23 protein-coding genes, 1 tRNA gene and 1 pseudogene are annotated in these 15,490 nt (G+C 62.1%); 14 read left to right on the top strand and 11 right to left on the bottom strand.

Features of this window, described 5'->3' with window-relative positions; genetic code table 11:
* Positions 1-33 precede the first annotated feature (33 nt).
* From F8O06_RS05435 to F8O06_RS05445, 3 genes are all read left to right on the top strand, one after another.
* Positions 34-498, top strand: a complete 465-nt coding sequence (locus F8O06_RS05435; RefSeq protein ID WP_225733409.1) for a prepilin-type N-terminal cleavage/methylation domain-containing protein — start codon at positions 34-36, stop codon at positions 496-498.
* Between the two features lie 81 nt (positions 499-579).
* Positions 580-1,032, top strand: a complete 453-nt coding sequence (locus tag F8O06_RS05440; RefSeq protein WP_158037898.1) for a hypothetical protein — start codon at positions 580-582, stop codon at positions 1,030-1,032.
* Positions 1,010-1,489 carry a prepilin-type N-terminal cleavage/methylation domain-containing protein gene (locus F8O06_RS05445; protein ID WP_192496856.1) on the top strand — a complete coding sequence of 160 codons (480 nt, stop codon included), beginning with the start codon at positions 1,010-1,012 and terminating at the stop codon, positions 1,487-1,489. The genes F8O06_RS05440 and F8O06_RS05445 overlap by 23 nt, the downstream gene beginning before the upstream one ends.
* Positions 1,490-1,505: 16 nt before the next feature.
* Here the strand turns inward: F8O06_RS05445 and F8O06_RS05450 are convergent, their stop codons facing one another.
* On the bottom strand, positions 1,506-2,126 hold the full coding sequence (locus F8O06_RS05450) for an aminoacyl-tRNA hydrolase (protein WP_158037900.1): 621 nt from the start codon (positions 2,124-2,126) through the stop codon (positions 1,506-1,508).
* 40 nt (positions 2,127-2,166) lie between these two features.
* Positions 2,167-2,355: a hypothetical protein gene (locus tag F8O06_RS05455; protein WP_158037901.1), complete on the bottom strand. Its 189-nt coding sequence runs from the start codon at positions 2,353-2,355 to the stop codon at positions 2,167-2,169.
* A 61-nt stretch (positions 2,356-2,416) separates the two neighbouring features.
* Here F8O06_RS05455 and F8O06_RS05460 point away from each other — a divergent pair, with 61 nt between their 5' ends.
* From F8O06_RS05460 to F8O06_RS05475, 4 genes are all read left to right on the top strand, one after another.
* The gene (locus F8O06_RS05460) at positions 2,417-2,848 is read left to right on the top strand and encodes a hypothetical protein (protein ID WP_158037902.1); all 432 of its coding nucleotides are present in this window, start codon (positions 2,417-2,419) and stop codon (positions 2,846-2,848) included.
* Between the two features lie 419 nt (positions 2,849-3,267).
* Positions 3,268-3,645: a hypothetical protein gene (locus F8O06_RS05465; RefSeq protein WP_158037903.1), complete on the top strand. Its 378-nt coding sequence runs from the start codon at positions 3,268-3,270 to the stop codon at positions 3,643-3,645.
* Entirely contained in the window at positions 3,605-4,303 is a 699-nt protein-coding gene (locus F8O06_RS05470; protein ID WP_158037904.1) for a DUF6036 family nucleotidyltransferase, read from the top strand. Before F8O06_RS05465 ends, F8O06_RS05470 begins: the two co-directional genes overlap by 41 nt.
* A gap of 134 nt (positions 4,304-4,437) precedes the next feature.
* The gene (locus F8O06_RS05475) at positions 4,438-5,226 is read left to right on the top strand and encodes a hypothetical protein (protein ID WP_158037905.1); all 789 of its coding nucleotides are present in this window, start codon (positions 4,438-4,440) and stop codon (positions 5,224-5,226) included.
* Here the strand turns inward: F8O06_RS05475 and F8O06_RS12195 are convergent.
* Positions 5,217-5,495 carry a hypothetical protein gene (locus tag F8O06_RS12195; RefSeq protein ID WP_192496857.1) on the bottom strand — a complete coding sequence of 93 codons (279 nt, stop codon included), beginning with the start codon at positions 5,493-5,495 and terminating at the stop codon, positions 5,217-5,219. The genes F8O06_RS05475 and F8O06_RS12195 overlap by 10 nt on opposite strands.
* A gap of 345 nt (positions 5,496-5,840) precedes the next feature.
* Positions 5,841-6,125, bottom strand: a complete 285-nt coding sequence (locus F8O06_RS12200) for a hypothetical protein (protein ID WP_192496858.1) — start codon at positions 6,123-6,125, stop codon at positions 5,841-5,843.
* A gap of 10 nt (positions 6,126-6,135) precedes the next feature.
* Between F8O06_RS12200 and F8O06_RS05485 the strand changes: the two genes are divergently transcribed.
* Positions 6,136-6,354, top strand: a complete 219-nt coding sequence (locus tag F8O06_RS05485) for a hypothetical protein (RefSeq protein ID WP_158037907.1) — start codon at positions 6,136-6,138, stop codon at positions 6,352-6,354.
* Positions 6,351-7,283, top strand: a complete 933-nt coding sequence (locus F8O06_RS05490) for a hypothetical protein (RefSeq protein WP_158037908.1) — start codon at positions 6,351-6,353, stop codon at positions 7,281-7,283. Before F8O06_RS05485 ends, F8O06_RS05490 begins: the two co-directional genes overlap by 4 nt.
* A gap of 372 nt (positions 7,284-7,655) precedes the next feature.
* On the opposite strand, the gene F8O06_RS05495 is transcribed toward F8O06_RS05490, so the two are convergent.
* From F8O06_RS05495 to F8O06_RS05515, 5 genes are all read right to left on the bottom strand, one after another.
* The gene (locus tag F8O06_RS05495) at positions 7,656-7,889 is read right to left on the bottom strand and encodes a hypothetical protein (RefSeq protein ID WP_158037909.1); all 234 of its coding nucleotides are present in this window, start codon (positions 7,887-7,889) and stop codon (positions 7,656-7,658) included.
* A gap of 25 nt (positions 7,890-7,914) precedes the next feature.
* The gene (locus F8O06_RS05500) at positions 7,915-9,039 is read right to left on the bottom strand and encodes a tyrosine-type recombinase/integrase (protein ID WP_192496859.1); all 1,125 of its coding nucleotides are present in this window, start codon (positions 9,037-9,039) and stop codon (positions 7,915-7,917) included.
* A 91-nt stretch (positions 9,040-9,130) separates the two neighbouring features.
* Complete coding sequence (locus tag F8O06_RS05505; RefSeq protein ID WP_158037911.1) at positions 9,131-9,325, bottom strand: helix-turn-helix domain-containing protein; 195 nt, start codon at positions 9,323-9,325, stop codon at positions 9,131-9,133.
* A 356-nt stretch (positions 9,326-9,681) separates the two neighbouring features.
* A tRNA-Asn gene (locus F8O06_RS05510) sits at positions 9,682-9,754 on the bottom strand.
* Positions 9,755-9,912: 158 nt separating this feature from the next.
* The gene (locus F8O06_RS05515) at positions 9,913-10,158 is read right to left on the bottom strand and encodes a hypothetical protein (RefSeq protein ID WP_158037912.1); all 246 of its coding nucleotides are present in this window, start codon (positions 10,156-10,158) and stop codon (positions 9,913-9,915) included.
* Between the two features lie 157 nt (positions 10,159-10,315).
* On the opposite strand from F8O06_RS05515, the pseudogene F8O06_RS05520 reads away from it, so the two are divergent.
* Positions 10,316-10,399, top strand: a pseudogene (locus F8O06_RS05520).
* A gap of 142 nt (positions 10,400-10,541) precedes the next feature.
* Here the strand turns inward: F8O06_RS05520 and def are convergent.
* Positions 10,542-11,108 carry a peptide deformylase gene (def, locus tag F8O06_RS05525; RefSeq protein WP_158037913.1) on the bottom strand — a complete coding sequence of 189 codons (567 nt, stop codon included), beginning with the start codon at positions 11,106-11,108 and terminating at the stop codon, positions 10,542-10,544.
* A gap of 111 nt (positions 11,109-11,219) precedes the next feature.
* On the opposite strand from def, the gene F8O06_RS05530 reads away from it, so the two are divergent.
* Together F8O06_RS05530 and F8O06_RS05535 are read left to right on the top strand one after the other, a co-directional pair.
* Positions 11,220-12,143: a DMT family transporter gene (locus tag F8O06_RS05530; protein ID WP_158037914.1), complete on the top strand. Its 924-nt coding sequence runs from the start codon at positions 11,220-11,222 to the stop codon at positions 12,141-12,143.
* Positions 12,144-12,164: 21 nt separating this feature from the next.
* Positions 12,165-13,004: an SGNH/GDSL hydrolase family protein gene (locus F8O06_RS05535; protein WP_158037915.1), complete on the top strand. Its 840-nt coding sequence runs from the start codon at positions 12,165-12,167 to the stop codon at positions 13,002-13,004.
* Here the strand turns inward: F8O06_RS05535 and F8O06_RS05540 are convergent.
* Positions 12,994-13,728: a hypothetical protein gene (locus F8O06_RS05540; protein ID WP_158037916.1), complete on the bottom strand. Its 735-nt coding sequence runs from the start codon at positions 13,726-13,728 to the stop codon at positions 12,994-12,996. The genes F8O06_RS05535 and F8O06_RS05540 overlap by 11 nt on opposite strands.
* Before the next feature lie 69 nt (positions 13,729-13,797).
* Here F8O06_RS05540 and F8O06_RS05545 point away from each other — a divergent pair, with 69 nt between their 5' ends.
* Together F8O06_RS05545 and F8O06_RS05550 are read left to right on the top strand one after the other, a co-directional pair.
* Entirely contained in the window at positions 13,798-14,169 is a 372-nt protein-coding gene (locus tag F8O06_RS05545; protein WP_158037917.1) for a LexA family protein, read from the top strand.
* Entirely contained in the window at positions 14,151-15,476 is a 1,326-nt protein-coding gene (locus F8O06_RS05550; RefSeq protein WP_158037918.1) for a Y-family DNA polymerase, read from the top strand. Before F8O06_RS05545 ends, F8O06_RS05550 begins: the two co-directional genes overlap by 19 nt.
* Positions 15,477-15,490: the final 14 nt, after the last annotated feature.

The raw sequence follows: 15,490 nt of genomic DNA on the forward strand, positions 1-15,490 counted from the left end.
CAGAGCCGGAGAAGAGAAAGGCGACATCAGCTGATGATGACGGAGACGAAGAAGCACAAGGGCCTGGAGCAGCGACTCCGTGACTGGCAGGTGCGCAAGGCGAACAATGAACAGGGCTTCACCCTCGTGGAGCTGCTGATCGTGGTGGTGATTCTGCTGATTCTGGCAGCGATCGCCATTCCGATCTACCTCGGCCAGCAGGACAACGCTCGAAAGTCAGCAGTCCAGTCGGCCCTGCAGTCGGTGCAGAACCAGCTGGCGGCGGACTCAATCGAGAAGAACATGACCGTTTCTGCGATCACCTCGGCGATCACCAGCGCAGGCTACTCGACCAGTATGGCAAAGGGTGAGGTCGTGTTCACCGCACCGGCGGCCACTGACGTGACGAGCACCGGCTACAAGATCAAGGCCGGCTTCTCAAAGGACGGCAGCAGCATCGACGACGGCTACAAGTTCCAAGTCGATCAGACCGGCAACATCAAGGCCGGCTGGGCATAAACCGCGCCTCCTCAAGACGAACGGGGCCGACGGATGTGGCACATGCATCTGTCGGCCCCGTTCTTCGCATACATGAGGTATGTGACGAGAACGACATCGAAGAAGAAAACAGCCGTCTGGTGCTCCGTGCTACTGCTGGTCGCACTGGTGGCCGCCGCTGCCGTGACTTTGCGGGTCGGGCAACACCAGCAGGCCCAGGCTGAACGCAGCACCACGAGCCTGAACGCCGCCCGTGACGCCGTGCTCACAGCTCAGCAGGACAACGACGACCGACTGCTCACCATCCCCGAGGTGCTGAGCTCCTACGACCTTCCGCAGGACGTCGGTTTCGAGGCGGCTCCTGGGGACGTACCGCTGTCGTCACTCACCGCCTGGACGGTCACCGCATGTGACAACGGCGACTGCCACACCATCAACCAGGACGGCGTGATCGACCCCGTCAATGACGAGAGCGGTCAGGTGAACGCCGATGATCTTCCGCAACCCTCTGCCCCCGAAACGGAGAACACGGATGTCGACCATTTCCAGAACTGACCCGAGCGACGACCACGGCTTCACCCTGGTGGAGGTCATCACGGTCGTGGCGATCGGGGTGATTCTCCTCGCAGTCGCCGTTCCATCATTCATCGGCTTCCGTACTTACAAGCACAATTCGCAGGTGAAGGCAGCCCTCACCTACGCTTCCGAGCAGCTTGACATGGCGAAAGCCACCCGCAGCAGTGACCAGAAGGTGCTTGGTGAGGTCCTCAACGGGCAGACCGGGGTCTACGACAAGAGCACGTTCCCTGCGGGGGTGCATGTCTGCACCGATGTCGGCTCAGCCCTCGACGCACGCGGTGGCAGCCTCAGCTGGCCCGGGAACTTCTCCAAGGTCGAGAACTGGCGCCTCATCGGGTACTCAGACGACGTGCCCCGCACCACCTGGTACATCGACCGCGCCGGCACACTCACCTCAAACGAATCGAATACGCGCCCGAGCCTCTGCAGATAGCTTGTCTCGAGCATGCTCAGTCGATCGCGACAGTGACGGAGCCTGGCCTGACTTCCGTCTGACCGGCATCCACGATCATCACGCTGTGATTGCCGTTCGGGATGCCGCGGACCAGGCTGATGTGTCCGCCGGCTTCCAGCCAGAGGGCTGTGCGCCGCGGATGGATGCTCACGAACGTCTGCACCGCGTGACAGACCTGCGCGATCAGCTTGCCAGTGGTCATGTTCAACGAGTCGTTCACGTAGACAGGCAGGCCAGTTTCGATGCTCGCCCGGCTGGCGCTTTCCAGCTGGAGCCCTGAGACGTGCGCCGCCCGAAGGGCTGGGGGCTGATCTGCGCGCGCAATGGGGGCGAAGACAAGCATGTCTGCTGTGCCGACGACGGCCCGGACCTTTAGCGGCTCGTCAAGCTCGACAACCCGTTCCCAGAGCCGACCGTGTGCCCGTTTGACGATCTTGGTGAACCGCCCAGCCACCCAGTGCTCGACCGCAGCGACAACCGCCGGCCGACGGTCAGACAGGATCATGAGCATGCCCCGTACAGCAGCGTCGACCGCGTCCTCCTGCGCGACGTGTCCGTCCGGGGTGTGTTCGTTCCTGAGCACGAACACCATCGCCAGTTCGCTGTCGGAACTCATGAGGCCTCCTGAATCGTCATACAGCCCCTATGCGGACTCTTCATGCAGCCGGGAGCAGGCTCTGTTGAAGCTCTCTCGCCTCGACAGCGGTGACCTCGTCGGGCTTCACCGTCCATCCATCGGCCACCTGATTTCGAGCGACGCGGGCTGCCGTCTCTGGCGAATCCGCTTCGACTTCCACGACGATCTTCTGTGTGACGGTGACTGTGACTTCGAACGACTTCAACATGAGCTCCTCCTGGTGTCTCCGAGACGTGTGCGCGGGAGGCCAGCCGCCCACAACCTCAGGTATGAGCGAATTCGATCCCACCTTGCACCCTCGAGGGAACCCCGGTCACGCTGGCCAGTTCGCGGCCAAGGTCCAGACACCACCGGAGTCGCAGCTCGACGGTGCCAGCGACAGCGTCAGGTATGCCGCGAGCGCCCTTGCAGAGATCTCGTCGATGATCGAGGACCCACGCGCCCGACAAGTGGAGTTCTCCTTCCAGTCGGATGACGGTGAAGGCTCATACACACCGAGCGCCGTGTACGACGCGGGTGGCCGGCCACTCCCGGACGCGATTGCTCAGCTGAGATGCTCGCCGACGGCTTTGCCTGCTGCGCGGACGAACCTTGACTCGTATGAGGTGATGGCCGACCTCGCAGAGATCGGACAACTCACCGAGAGCGACGATGGCGAGTACTTCTACTTCGACATTCCCCGCCGGGCACCGCGCACATGACCAGCATGGCCACCACGATCACACATCGCAGCCCACGAGTCGGGGAGATCATCACCATCGACGGCGAGCGCTTCGCGGTCATCGGACGTTCCGTCGAGTCTTTCGAAACAGTGAAGCGACGGGCCGAGAACCGTACCCATAGGCGCACGAAGCAAGCCTCTTGGCAGCGTCGTCTTGGGCTAGATGTCCCGAAACTGTCCGACGAACGTGAGGTGCTGGCTGAGGCTGGTCTGATCCCTGGCCGCCGGCGCCAGGACCCGCGGATTCCACTTGCAGTCCCTGGAGGACGGACATCTGGTCACCGTCGCCTCCGGCCAGTATGACGTCGTAACACTGCCGGATTCACTGGAGCTGCAGATACAATGTTGACAGGGACTTGCTTGTTCTGTATGAAAGCAAAAAGGAAGGAGGGAGCTGACATGGTCTGGAACGAAGCCGCTGTTCAGCGGGCGACGGTAGGTAAGCCAATCGCACGAGAAGCCACCTCCTTCGAGATTCATCGTGAGGTGGCAATTGCTCTTCTCACAGATAGCCGTTCCATGCGAGATCGGTCACTTACCAGGCTAGAGAAAATCAGGGGGAATGTCAGCGGCCTAATGGGCCGACGTTGGATGCAGGACTGGACAGATCTTCTGGAGGAAGGAACCGACGAAGAAATCCTCGGTGTGATCCTCGGCCAGGGGGAGTACTCAGATGACATGCGGCAGGTCAGCCCGATGGCCGTGAACATCAGCGCCGACGCCCGCTTGCGTGCGCTTGAGCGAGCAAGAGGGATACGTGCGGCGAGATCAGCTTGAGCACATCATCCGGGCCTCAACAGAGATCATCCATCGTGACGAAGTCCTGATATTCGGATCACAGGCGATACTGGGGGCTTGGAGCGAAGACCAGCTGCCTCCTTCGGCAACATTTTCCATGGAGGCTGATCTGTCTCCAGCGGATCCTGATGAGATCAACGATGATGAACTCGTCAATTCCATCGAGACAGCACTAGGTCAGTCGTCACTGTTCGATGAGACGCATGGCTACTATGGCGAAGGCAACAGTGCAATCGTCGCAATTCTGCCGCCGGACTGGCGCACTCGGCTGATAGTCATCTGTAATGACAACACAGGAGGCAGAAGAGGCCTGTGTCTGGATCCTTATGACCTCTGCGTCGCAAAACTCTCCGCAGGGCGTGAGAAGGACAATTCCTTTGTCTGGACCTTAATCCAAGACGGGAAGATAGTCCCCTCAAAGCTGAACCGAAGAATCAAAGGTGTCAGTACTGAACTGCTTTCATCAAAGCGGAAGGGTGCACTCCAATCCCTCGTGAACAGTTTCGCTTCACACACTCTGCCGGATGAAGAATCGCCAAGTAGACGTCACCAGAGGCAAGGTCGTCGCCCAGCAGGGACAATCGATGGTGGGCAGTACATGTCGAAATCACATTCCGATCCGGAAGTCCACCTGTAAGGTGTGGCTGCTGTCTGCTTCAGCCGTGCACAAAGAAGGTCATGAGCACATTCGACCCCGCCCAGCACCCACGCGGTAACGCATCCACCGGCCACACCGGACAGTTTGCGACCAAACCTCAGAGTGACGCAGACGTGGCCCTCGACCGGCAGCAACCGGGCCTAGAGTACGGAACTGACCATGACTTCGGGAAACCAATCGACCCAGACCTAGAGCTGGAGCTGGCATCACGCTTCCTGAACGACCCGCCTGAGCTCTTTTCCACCTCCTACCACGCGCTGTACATGAACCGTGAGGACTGGGGGCCCGGGCTGGCATTCCTGCCCGCGGACGTCGACTCTGCAGACGCGACCTTCGATGACTTCATCATCTCCACCGGAGGCGGACGAGGGTCATTCGTCGACGCCACCCGCCAGCCGATCTCCCTGAACGAACGCTCCAACCAGCGGTACCGGTACGTCGGCCCGATCGACGATGATCCAGTCGTGCAACAGCGTGCAGCCATCTGGGGCGCAAAATGTCAGGAGATCGAGTCCTACGAGGCATTCGAGGCTGACAACCGAGCCGTCTTCAAAGATCTCCCTGACAACCAGGGCCTATCCGAGTACGACTGGCGCCGGTTCGGCATCGCAGCATCAGGGGCTGGGCCGGTGCTTTCCGTGTATGGTTCGAACGCCGACGGCTCGAAAGCGTTCCGCATCACGGTGAGCACTCAAACAGAAGACGGTGATGACCAGCACCCCATGGTGCAGGTCAGGGGAGAGGGCTCGCAGAAGCAGAAACGCGTGGAGAAGGTGATCGCGGATCACCCGGCAGAGCTGGAACGCATGTCTCGCAGTGCACCCGAATGGCTACGCCGTCAAGCTCGCACCCGTCAGCTGCAGGAGCAACTGCGTCAGGACACCGGCGAATACTACGGCTGAGCCGACAGCACACATCCTGACGTATGAACACCTTCGACCCCGCCCAGCACCCGCGCGGTAACCAGACCACCGCCCACGCCGGTCAATTCGCGGCGAAAGCCCAGACCGACGCTGAGGTCGGCCTCACACCGGCAAAGGCTGCCTACCAGACGTACGAAGCCCACGCTGACGAGTACCTGGGACATCCTCACCAGGATGTCGTCGACCGGGTCGTTCGGGAACGGATCAGCGACGACTTCCGCCGATGCTTCGGGGAGGATCAGCTGCAACAGCGGCTGCAGGCCCCACCGGAGCGGCTGCCCGAGGTCCTGGCCTCGATGGCCGCAGACGTGCAGTCAACCCCAGAGATGACTGCGGAACGTCAAGCTGACGCACACACGATCCGAGCCGCAGTGAGCGGTTTGTACCGTCAGCCAGTCGGGACACGCATGACGTTCTCGAATCAGCGGTCGAACGGGAAGTGGATGCCTCATTGGATCGCCTCCCCGGGCGGCCACTGGGAGGTGCCTGATGACGCTCTATCGCCTCAGGCGTTCGCAGGAGCCGTGGACGACACCTGCATTGAAGCGGAAGGCGCAAGCTTCGACGAGCGAACGGGGGAGTGGACGCTCGTGTCAACCGGTGTAGCCGATCAGACGTCGACGCGCCCACAGCCAGCGCATCAGGCTGAGGTCGCCGCCGATCAGATCGAACAGATGATCCGTCAGGATCAGGTCCGTGGCTACGTCGATGACGAACCATTCGGCGACCTTCTCGCTCACGTCGACCAGTCCATCTACACTGACGAGGCGCTGGACCGACTGCACATCGGCTCCACCGCAAACGCGGACCTCCCCGAACAGGTTTGGACGATCCTCCGGCAACGTCACGCCGACCGTGATCACCTGTGAACCCCGCATAGGCGGAGCCATGACTCAATCGAGATTCCGACGTATCGGTGCATCAGTGCTCGCCCCGAAACGCATGAGTGAAACCGAGCGGAACACGATCCGCGAGATCCGTTCCCTTGCCGTCGACCTGCTCGACGCAGACGTACACCCGAAGTCCGATAACGTTCAGCGTCTCGAAGAGCTGGCAGCGAGCCTCCGTGACGACGACTTCGACGGCCAGCACACATACAGGGCATGATGACCTTCGCACCAGAGCTCCACCCTCGCGGCAACGTCATGACCGGCCATGCCGGTCAGTTCGCGACCAAAGCACAGACCGGGGGAGAGGTGACTCTCAGCGCCCCGTTCGTCATGTTCCCGGCACCGACCGTCACCCGGTTCGACGCCGAGCGGGAAATGCGCGAAGCGAACCGCAAACTATCGACCCTCACCATGGCTGACGGGGCCCGTCAGATCGTCGCCGACCATCCAGACGCGGCAACCCTCCGCGTCAGCATCAGCCACGATCCCGACGCACCAGGCGTGAGCCAATACGTCGATGTGCTCGACATCACCGGACAAACGATCGCGCAGCAGCAGCCTTTCACCTGGGCTGAACGCGACCCGAACGTCCTCGAAGACATGGGTCTCGTCACATCCTGGGACAACGACGCAGAAGGCCGGATGACCGGACTCGTACGACTCCCAGTACTGTCCGAGCAGGTGCAGCTCATCCAGGATGGCCCCACAGTCACCGACGACGACGATGACCTGCTCCGCAGCACCCGTGATGGACGCATCCAAGTCGACCGGCTGAAGGATCGAGCGTGGAAGGCGGACAGCTCAGTTGCGACAGCGTACGCAGCCGAGGCTTTCGCCCAGTTGCAGGAGGTCTACCCGGAGGCTGACACAATCGAGATGAACGTCTACGCCGACGAGGATGGTCAGGGCGACTATGTCGCGACCTCTGACAACATCATCTACGACGCCAACGGCACCATCATCGCTGAGGATTACGGGGGATTCGACCTGTATGACACCAGGCTCTCGGAAGTGCTGCGTAACAACGTCGGGGAACAGGACGGGCCCGGCGGGAACCTCAGCATCTCGAAAACGCAGATCGCCGACAGCCTTCGCAACGCCCTGCAGGATGATCGAGATGCCCGAGGAGGCCACTCCATCAGGTGACCTCGACGCACCCTGGTCACGCCGGGCTCAGCGTGACACCAAGAGCCGGGATGACCCGCAACACGTCTGCCATATCCGCTGAGAACACGAACGTCTCGCGTCCAAGCTTCAATGCTCCCGCGCTGTGCTGCATGTCGAAGGGAACCGGTCGAACGACTAGTAGAAGCTGTGCACGAGGGGAACGTCGTCACAGGTCAACGCCCACGGACCATCGAGCGCAGCCACCGGGTCACCGGAACAGTGTCAGTTTCCAGATGGTCGCCCCGACCAGTGCCCAGACCGGCAGGCTGAAGGCCAGACCGTAGCCGACCCCTCGGAAGAATCGAACGCCGCTGTCATCGTGGGTCATGTGTTGTGTGTCCATGGTGACGCCTATGCGCCGGGCTGATAGATTCGTGGGTCAGCGCCGAGGAACGCGAACCATCCGTGCAGGTAGCCGAATACGAGTACGGCCAGCAGCAGCACGAACACTGCGACCTTCGCGATCTTCTTCGCCCACGCAATCCCCGTGGTCGCGGCGAGCATGAAGATGGTGCCGGCGCCGAGACCGGTGACGGCCGACAGCCAGGAGACGACGGACTGAACCTGGGTGGAGATGTGTTCCATGACCAATCTGTATGCGTTCGGCGTCTCACCCCCTGGGGCCGAATGTGCTCTGCAGGACACCGGTGATGCTGGTGTCGATGACGCTGTCATGGTGCGGCACGTAGTAGGTGCTGGTGATCTTCGACGATGAGTGACCCAGCAGCCGCTGCGCTGACTCGATTCCTTGAGCCTCTGCGACGGCTGTTGCTGCAGTCTTTCTGAAGGTCACGAACGTCAGCGCAGACAGGTCGAATCCATCCAGCTGCGGCCGCAGCAGCGGATGTTGGGTGCGGAACTCTCTGAGGGTGCGAAGCAAGCCACACTGAAGGTATGGCCGTTTCACTCCACTCTGACTGTGGAAGAGGTAAGCCGAGTCTCCATACTCCGAGACACGCTTGTAGCGCGTTTTGATGACAGCCCAGGCGAAGGCTGGAACGTTGATGTACCGATGCTGCTTGGCGCTCTTCGCGTGGTCCTGGTGGATGAGGCCATCGGACGAGGCGACCATCGTCGAATTCACATGGATACGCTGGCGCTCAACGTCAATGTGACGGACTTGGAGAGCAGTGACCTCGCTCGGGCGCAGACTTGTCCCGAGAATCACTTCGATCACATCCTGCACGATGTCCACTCTCGCGCGATGGCCGCTTTCCCGATGCAGCCACCAGTCGAGCTCACGCCGTACCCACAGGACTTGGTCGGCAGTGAGCGGGCGCGCGTCGCGTGGCCTCACAAATATCGGTGTGGTCTCCTTGGCGTTGTTCACAGGGATGTCTGTGGTGAGCCGAACCGCGTACTGCAAGGCACGGATGAGAACAGTCCGTATGAGCTTCACGTAGTTCGACGAGTATTCCTCCGCCAGCATCTGCAGGTAGTCCTCCAGCACGGGGACGGTCAGTGCGCTGATGGGGAGCCCGCCGAACTCCAGCAGAATCTTGGTCCGCATCACTCCCTCGTACCGGTCTTTTGTCCCGACCGACAGCTTTGCATCACGGCGAATATGGGCGATCCAACGCTTCGCCAGCTCCTCGATAGGGGTTTCGCCAGACAGTTGAACCGGCTTCGACGTCTTCGACGCCTCCGCAGCCTTACGCCGCAGATCTGCGCTCGCCTCCTCTTTCGTGTCTCCGTAACCACGAAGTTTGCGTCGCCTCCCGCTGGCGATGATCACGTTCGAGGAGGCTTCGAAGCCACCTGCCGGGCGCGGACGGTAATGGACTGTTCTGAGCTCTCCAACTTGCATGACGCGTGTGCTGCACCGATCAGCGTTCGAACAGGCCGTTGACGTACTCTGCGACGTCCGTATCACGCATCTTCCAGCTTTGGCCGATCTTCACCGCCTTGATCTGGCGCTCGTTGATGAGTGTGTATACGTGCTTCGTCGACACTTTGAGATATTCTGCTACGCCCTCGACGTCAAGCAGTGTCGGCATCTGAGTTCCAGTGGTGTTCGTCATGCATGCACCTATGCGTGACACCGCTCGTATGCTGCACAACGGCACCAACCGGAAGACTCTGACAGAAATCAGTCAAAACGAACGGAAGTGGTTGGAAACCACTCTCTGAGAGCGCGTCTTGAAAAGGCCGCCGCAGAGCGGTTTTTAGTCAAATCCGAGGGTTTTGAACGTGGATTCCGGGCAGTTTTAGTCAATCGTTAGTCAAAAACCTGCTCTGAGAGTGATGGCCAGCGCTCCTCTCTGACTATGACTGCATGGACTGCCAGGGGGAGTCATAGTGCTGGATCGCCGGAAATATGCGGGGGAGGGCATGAAAAAAGCCCCCGCCAGGATGATTCGACCGGCTGGGGCTTTAGCTCCCCCGGTTGGACTCGAACCAACAACCCTTCGGTTAACAGCCGAATGCTCTGCCAATTGAGCTACAGGGGAATACCGCGTTGCAACTTCTCCATAATAGCAACTGGCCGACGTGGTGCAAAACCAAGGCGGTTCTGCCCGCGCCTGCGCGCAAGCTCGGGCGTGTCGTGAGACGCAGAACGCCCCCACCGGACGGGGCAGGGGCGTTCTTGGTCGGGCTGTCGAGAGAATCAGTCGTTCGAGAACCAGGTCGACACCTGCAGGGCGGTGAAGAACCCGGCGGTCATCATGAGCAGACCCAGCAGGTGTTCCCAGAGCCCGGCGTCGCCCTTCATCGGTGCGTTGCCGAGAACGAAGCCTCCGCCGATGAACAGGCCCAGCGATACGATGACGAGAATCAGCGAAGTGAATGTCAGGCCGTGGCTCGCGGCCTGAACCTTGTGGCCCTGTTCGGTCTTGGCGCTTGGCGCGTTCATAGTCTTGCTCCTCGGTGCGTTGCGTGGTCGGCGCGTGGCGCGGAATGCGACACGTCGTCGTCAGCAGCCATCATCTCACGCAATACGCGCAGCGCCCAGTCACACACCGTCATCTTGGCCACCGTGAAATTGATCCGCCGTAGCATGGGCAAGTCAACGCGGTGTATCCAAGTGGACGAAGGAGGCGGTCTCATAGCCCGCCGCACGCCAGCCGTCGCAGGTTCGAATCCTGCCATCGCGTCTCTACCGAGTGTCGTGCTCTATGCGACTGGGTCGCGATTTGAGCAGATATCTTACCAACGGTTTGCATCTGAGCCGATGATCTACGTACTATTTCGTGTCTGCTGATCTCGCCTTCCCCCCTGTGAGGTCAGCAGACTTTTTTATGCCTCGACGTCGTCGACGCCCGGCGTCCACGACAGCCCCGGTCGGCCCCACTTCTGTTTGCGAATGATCTTGCGCGCGGCGTATGCGTGAGGATCCTCTAAACGGTCGACGTAGAGAATGCCGTCGAGATGGTCGTACTCATGCTGGAAGATGCGAGCCAGCCACCCTTCAGCGTGTACCTCATAGGGCTCTCCGTTCTCATCTTGGGCCTTCAGAATCGCCCGAGTCGCGCGTCGCGTCGGAAATCTCAACCCAGGCACCGAGAGGCACCCTTCTGCGTCATCGTCGTCATCCAGCTCATTCAGTGGGAGTGGAGCGATCCAGAGCTCTGGATTGGCCGCGACGCCTTTGTGCTCGATACCCTCATCATCGGTCCACCCGTAGACGAAGAGCCGCGCGTCCAGGCCGATCTGCGGTGCGGCGAGCCCCACGCCCGGCGCTTCGTACATGGTCTCGAACATGTCGTCGACCAACGTGTGCAGGTGGGCGTCGAAGGCGGTCACGGGCTGGGCGACGTGGTGCAGCACGGGTTCGCCCGTCACCACGATGGGAAGAATGGTCATGCCTCCATTATCCGTCGCCGTTGCAGGATCGGCCGACGCACCGTGCCTCAGAGCTGTCGCCTCGGCATCGACCGATACGATAGAGACACCGATCGAACAGGACGTGAATCCGTGGGCAACGCCATCGCCATCCTGATCGCAGCGCTCGGCGCCGTGATCATGTCCATCGGCACCCAACTGCAGAGCTCCGGCGTCGCCAAGACCGACAAAAGCATTGACGAGCAGGCAGGCACGGGCGGGTTTAGTCTCCGCGAGCTGCTGAATCTCTTTCGTTCGAAGCGCTGGGTGATCGGCACACTGCTGCTCGGTCTCTCTGTGGTCGTCCAGGTCACGGCGCTGAGCATGGCGCCGATCATGGTCGTTCAGCCGATCGGCATCATCGCGCTCGTGCTGACCACGTATCTCAACGCGCATCTGGCCAATCTGCACATCGGTCGCTCCGTGCTGACCGGCGTCGCCATGTGCATGGTCGGCATCGGTCTCTTCGTGATCATGGCCGCGACCATCGCGGTCGATCACCCCGTCACCGATCGTCGGCTCATCGAGGTGCTCCTGCTGCTCGCCTGCGTACTGGTCGTCTTCGCCATCGGCTTCGCGCTGTTCGGACGCAGAATGCGTGCCGTCGTCTACATCATCGGCGCGGGCGTGCTCTTCGCCTTTGTCTCGACGCTGGCCAAGCTGTTGGTCGCGCGCGTGCGAGACGGCAACTTCGAATGGCTCACGCTCGTCACGGCCCTCGCCCTGGCCGTCACCGCGGCACTCGGGTCGTGGTTCGTGCAGAACGCCCATGCCTCGGGGCCGCCTGATCTGGTCATGGCCGGGCTCACCGTGATCGACCCGTTGGTGGCCGTGCTGATCGGCATGATCGTGCTCGAAGAGGCGACGAAGGCTCCCCTGTGGATGCTGGCCGCTTTCGTGATCACCGGTGCGATCGGGGTCGGCGGCGTGTTCGTCATCGCGCGCCATCATCCACAGGTGCGTGGCCTCAAACGGGCTGAGGATCGCCTCAAGATCAGTCCTCCGCCGCACTCCTGAGACGGGAGTATCATCGTCGCTGTGCAAGGCAAATGGGTTCGCAGAACGATCGGGGTGGCCGCCACCGCAGCGACCGTCGCCGGAGCTCTCTTCCTGTCGACGTCACCTGACGCCGCCGCCCGGCTCGCACCGGATGCGGTGCCGACCGCTGGCTCGAACGGCACAACGGCATCCACATCAGGGGCGCAGTCTGCGCCACCCCAGCTCGGCACCGTCGGCGACCACGACGACCCGACCCAGCGTGCTGGCGCCGACATGCTGGTGATCGGTGACTCGTACACCTCTGGTGAGATGCTCGACGACCCGACCGAGCGGTTCACCTCTCTCGTCGCCGAGCGCATGGACTGGACAGAGAACAACGTGGCCTTGGGCGGCACCGGATACGTGACTGCTTGGGGAACTCCAGACGACCCGCGACCGGACTACCAAGACGTGCTCGACAGCCTGCCCGACCCCGCTGCCGATGTCGTCATGGTCACCGGTGGCGGCAACGACATCGGGGCGTGGGACGACTTCGGTGACCAGTACGACGCCGTGCTCAGCTTCTTCACCGATCTGCGCGACCGTTACCCGCAGGCCACGATCTATGTGGTCTCGCCGTTCTGGAACGCGGCCGACGAGCCAGACTCACTACCGCAGATTCGTGACGACGTGCGACGGGCCTCCGGTGAGATCCACGCGACCTATCTCGATGTCGGGCAGATCATGCAGGGGCATCCCGAGTGGATTCTCGCCGACGGCGACCACCCGAACGAGATCGGCAACGAGGTGATCGCCGACCGCCTGATCGAGCTGATCGACGCTGCGAGAGTCGGGCGTCACGACGCCGGCGATTCGACGTCTCAGGCGCTCAGAGACTGATCGCTGCGGTCAGCGAGCCGGGCGGCACCTCGGTGAAGCCGGCATCTTCGACGCGCACCGCCAGCGGACCGGTCGGAATGCCGGGCACCACGTTCACCGCGCAGCCGGCAGCGATCCAGGCCGCCGCCTCGACCGGGCACTCGTCGCCGAAGATCTGCACCGCGTGCCCGAGCTGGGCGATGGTCTTACCTGTTGACATGTGCAGCGCGTCGTTGACGTGCACCGTGATCGCGTCGGGGTGAGGCGGACGGCCCGTGGCATCCGCCTGCAGACCGGCGACCTGCGCACTGCGCAGCACCGACGGATACTCAGACGGGCGCAGGGGAGCGAACACTGCCACAGTCGCACTGCCCACTGTCACGGTGACGTGCGGCAGAGCGAGGGCGTCGATCTGCTGCCAGGCCCGGTTGCGGGCGCGTTTGACGATTTTGCGGATGCGATCGTCGGTCCAGGCGCGCACGCGTGCGACGCACTCGGGGCGGGCGTCGTGCAGCATCGCGGTGATCGCGCGAGCGACCGAATCGTAGAGATCTTCGGCTGAGGCCTGCAGGTGGCCTTCGGGGGTCTTGGCACCATTGACGACGATGACGAGGGCGAGTGGGTCGACCTCGTCGTGAGGATGCGGTGCGCCCGGCGCATGGGACATGGTCGCAGTGCTCGGTGCTGGCACGGGCGCTGCGCACGCATTCGGGGTTTTGGTCAGGGGGTTCTCAGCAATGCTCATCAACCACATGGTAGGCACGACCTGTGTGCTCATGTCGCAGGCACCGGCTACAATCGAACATACATTCGAATGATCGGAGGTGTGGTGATGGCAGGCTTTCCCTCTCCCGCGCAAGACTATTTCGACGGCACTCTCGATCTGAACGAGCACCTGATCGACGATCCGCTGACGACGTTCGTCGTCAAAGTCGTCGGCGACTCGATGGCCAGAGCAGGCGTCTTCGACGGCGACGAGATCATCGTCGATCGTTCGCGCACCCCGTCAGACGGCAGCGTGGTCATCGCCGTGGTCGACGGGGAGCTCACGATCAGACGCTTTCGACTGACGGCGTCCGGCCCCGAGCTGCATGCAGAGCACCCTGGGCATCCAGTGATCCGCATGCGCGAAGGCCAGGAGCTTTCCATCTGGGGAGTCGCAACACGATGCCTGCATCGACTGTGAACGGGCCGGCGGGCAGCCGATCGACGACAGGCGGCGAACGCTTTGCCCTCGTCGACGTGAACTCGTGCTTCGCGGCATGTGAGCGTATCTTTCATCCCGAGCTCGAGAGAAGACCCGTGGTCGTGCTTTCGAACAACGACGGGTGCGTGGTTGCGCGCAGCGCCGAGGCGAAGGCGATGGGCATTCCGATGGGTGAGCCCTGGTTCCGCATGCAAGTCTGGGCAGACAAGAACGGCGTGGTGGCACGATCGTCGAACTACGAGCTCTATGGCGAGATATCCGGGCGCATCATGTCGATGCTGAGGAGGTTCAGCGACTGTGTCGAGGTCTATTCCATCGACGAGGCGTTCGTGCGCCTGCACGGCACCACAGAGCAGATGACAGCCACCGCTCGCGAGATGCGCCATCGCATCCGCCATGACATCGGGGTGCCGGTGTCGGTGGGCATCGCACCCACCCGCACCCTCGCGAAGCTGGCGAGTCACGGCGCCAAGCAGAATGCGGCGCTGAACGGAGTCGCCAGCATCGACTGGTATTCGGCTGATCAGCTCGATCGCATTCTGCGGGCGACGCCGGTCAGCGACATCTGGGGCGTGGGCCGACGCACGAACAAACAACTCGCCGTCTTGGGAATCGAGACCGCAGCTGCGCTGCGCGATGCCGACGTCGAGCAGATGCGCCGTCGTTTCAGCGTGCGCATGGCCCACACCATGCTCGAGCTGCGCGGCAAGCCGTGCATCGACTACGACGTGCAGCCCGGCGCGCGGCAGCAGGTGATGTACTCGCGGTCGTTCTCGACACCGGTCACGACGGTCGACGAGATGCACGAAGTGCTGACGGTCTATGCGCAGTATGTGACCCGGCGGCTGCGAGCACAGGGCTCAGTCGCCGGGGCCGTGCACGCGTTCGCTTCGACTGCGTGGGCGAGCCCTCCGATGCACACGGCGAGTGGGGCGATCGAGGTAGTTCCTCGAACAGACGACCCGGTCACCGTTGCCAATCGAGCGTGCGCGCTGATTCTGCCGCGCATGCTCGAAGACCGCCGCTATGTGCGCGCCGGCATCACGCTGAGCGATCTGCGCCAACCGGGGGAGCAGCAGGAGTTCGACCTCTTTGACGAGCAGCCTGGGAAGGTGCATCATCTGGGGTCGATGCTCGACCGGGTGAACGACCGACTGGGCAGCCACGCCGTCGGGCTCGGCGCGGCAGGGCTCAAGTCCGGGCCGACGTGGCAGATGAAGCGTGAGATGCTCTCACCGCGAGCGACGACCAGATGGGACGAGCTCGCGACCGTCGTCGCCAAGTGATCGCTCGAACACCC

Origin of the sequence: Pseudoclavibacter sp. CFCC 14310, assembly GCF_008831165.1 — a bacterium.
In the GTDB taxonomy this organism is placed as follows: domain Bacteria; phylum Actinomycetota; class Actinomycetes; order Actinomycetales; family Microbacteriaceae; genus Pseudoclavibacter_A.